General features: G+C 64.1%; 1 pseudogene. It reads left to right on the top strand.

The window, feature by feature from the left end:
- Positions 1–401 (top strand): annotated as a pseudogene (locus tag AC0L27_RS41205) (UDP-glucose 6-dehydrogenase); the annotation flags it as partial.

Here is a 401-nt window from a genome sequence, read left to right as displayed (position 1 = left end):
CACGCCGATCTGTCCTACGTCTATGCGGCCGCGAAAGAGATCGCGCAGTCGCTGTCCGGCTTCACCGTCGTCGTGACCAAGTCGACCGTACCGGTCGGCACCGGCGACGAGGTCGAGCGCATCATCCGCGAAACCAGCCCCAAGGCCGACGTCGTCGTCGCCTCGAACCCTGAGTTTCTGCGCGAGGGCGCGGCGATCCGCGACTTCAAATTCCCCGACCGCATCGTCGTCGGCACCGCCGACGAACGCGGCCGCAAGGTGATGAGCGACATCTATCGGCCGCTGTCACTGAACCAGGCGCCGCTGATGTTCACGGAACGCCGCACCGCCGAGATGATCAAATACGCCGCCAATGCGTTCCTCGCGACCAAGATCACCTTCATCAACGAGATCGCGGACCT

Source organism: Bradyrhizobium sp. Ken51 (assembly GCF_055807435.1).
This window is presented reverse-complemented; position numbering and strand designations above follow the sequence as displayed.